Source organism: Psychrobacter sp. 1U2, from assembly GCF_051847575.1.
Window position 1 is genome coordinate 1 of sequence record NZ_JBPYDC010001454.1, and the last position, 598, is coordinate 598.

Annotated in this window: 1 pseudogene; it reads right to left on the bottom strand. The window is 41.3% G+C overall.

From position 1 onward, the window contains the following. Window positions 1-217 precede the first annotated feature (217 nt). Window positions 218-598 (bottom strand): annotated as a pseudogene (locus ACS8FD_RS22595) (primosomal protein N'); the annotation flags it as partial.

Below are 598 nucleotides of genomic sequence, written 5' to 3' on the forward strand. Positions count from 1 at the left end.
ATGAAGCCAGTAAGCTATAGTCGATTCACTGTAAAAATGACATAGTGCTACTGGTATAAATTTTCCTTGCGTGCTGTTATCACAGAGGCTGCGCAAAATTCATTCCAGTAGCACTCTTCAATTTATAACCATTTATAATCATGTTATTTTGAATTGACTATACGTTTAGTAGCCTAAGAATAATAAGAGTAAACTGTGATAAGTTTGAGGTGTAAGCCTACCAGCCAATGGGATCAATATCTAAAGTCAGTTTTAGGTATTTAGCGCTGGGTAGCGCCAGTACTGGTTGCCACCAGTGACTTAATACATGGTGGAGCTGCTGGCGCTCTTTGGCAAGTAATAACAGCTGCGCATGGTAGCGACTATTTTTTTTACTCATAGGTGCATCGATGGGGCCTAATACTGCCAAGTTGTGTGCATTTGGAAGAATAGATATGGCATCTTTGAGTGCTTGCCTAGTGCTGACGAGAGTTTTTCCTTCGCAGCGAATCAACGCGGCATGGGTATAAGGCGGCAATCCCATCATTTTGCGCTCTTGCAATAGCTCACGCGCAAATGATAAATAACCGTCTTTTACCAGTTTTAATAGCAAATCGTT